This is a genomic window from Agrococcus sp. HG114 (assembly GCF_024723325.1).
Classification (GTDB): domain Bacteria; phylum Actinomycetota; class Actinomycetes; order Actinomycetales; family Microbacteriaceae; genus Agrococcus.
In genome coordinates this window covers 1-1285 of record NZ_JANQCH010000225.1, presented here as the reverse complement: position 1 = coordinate 1285, position 1285 = coordinate 1, and the positions used below count along the sequence as shown (strand labels likewise).

The following is a 1285-nucleotide window of genomic DNA, read 5'->3' as shown; positions in this document are numbered from 1 at the left end:
CGCAACGCAACGCGTAGGGGGTCGTCGGCAGCGTCGGATGTGTATAAGGGACAGGCCCCCCGCCGTGGGCGCGCGCGACGCGTCGATCGGCGCAGCGCCGCAGGCCGCGGTCGACGCCCCCGCCGAGGTGCGCGTGCCCTCGGTGGGCCTCGAGCTCGGCGTCGTGCCCGTCGGCGTGCGCGAGGACGGCCAGATGGATGTGCCCGAGCTCGTGAGCGAGGTCGGCTGGTACCGCTTCGGCCCGGCGCCCGGCGCCGACGCCGGCTCGGCCGTGCTCGCCGCCCACGTCGACAGCGATCGCGGGCCCGCCCCCATGGCCGAGGTGCTGGGCGCGCAGCCGGGCGAGCCGGTCGAGGTCACGACCGCCTCGGGCGCCGACCTGCGGTTCCGCATCGTCGCGATCGAGCAGTTCTCGAAGGACGACGTGCCGCTCGACGCGCTGTTCGCCCGCGACGGCGAGCCGCTGCTGCGGCTCATCACGTGCGGCGGCGAGTGGGATGCGGCGGCGGGAGCCTACGAGGACAACATCGTCGTCACGGCCGTGCCCGATGCGCCGTGATCCAGGGCAGGTGATACCTTCTGGCCGTGTTCAGCGAGGAGGCGGTGGAGGTCGAGCGCCTCTCCGTCGCCTTCGCGCGCGACGCGTCCCCCGAGGTGCTGCGCCAGGCGTACGACCGCTGGGGCGGGATGGTCTACGCGATCGCGTGCCGGGCCATGCCGCCGCACGACGCGGAGGACGTCGTGCAGCAGACGTTCGTCTCGGTGTGGCGATCGCGCGCGTCGTACGACCCGGGTGCCGGACCGCTCGGCGCGTGGATCGTCGCGATCGCCAGGCGCCGCATCGCCGACCACTGGCGGTCGCGCTCGGCGTCCGAGCTGGCCGTCGACCCGGAGGCGCTGCGCGGGGCGCTCGAGGCCGGTGAGGGGGATCCCGTGCTCGAGGCCGTGGAGGACGCGCTCACCGTCGAGGAGGAGCTCGAGCGGATCGGCGAGCCGCAGCCCACGATCGTGCGGATGGCGGTGCTCGAGGACCGCTCGACCGCCTCGATCGCCGAGGCGCTCGCCATGCCGGCGGGCACCGTGAAGAGCCACCTGTCGCGAGGGCTGCGACGGCTGCGGGACCGATGGGAGGAGACGCATGCAGCATCTGCCTGATGACGCGCTCGCCGCGCTCGCCCTCGGCGAGCCGGTCGACGGCGCCGAGCACGCCGCGTCGTGCGCGGAGTGCGCGGCCGAGATCGCGTCGCTGCGCGCGGCCGCGATGCGCGCGCGCGCAGCGCACGTG

Annotated in this window: 2 protein-coding genes; both read left to right on the top strand. The window is 75.1% G+C overall.

The window, feature by feature from the left end; all coding sequences use genetic code 11:
• The first annotated feature begins 64 nt into the window (after positions 1 to 64).
• Positions 65 to 559, top strand: a complete 495-nt coding sequence (locus NWP09_RS12885) for a class F sortase (RefSeq protein ID WP_258275895.1) — start codon at positions 65 to 67, stop codon at positions 557 to 559.
• 26 nt (positions 560 to 585) lie between these two features.
• Complete coding sequence (locus NWP09_RS12880; protein ID WP_258275894.1) at positions 586 to 1155, top strand: RNA polymerase sigma factor; 570 nt, start codon at positions 586 to 588, stop codon at positions 1153 to 1155.
• The last annotated feature ends 130 nt before the right edge of the window (positions 1156 to 1285 follow it).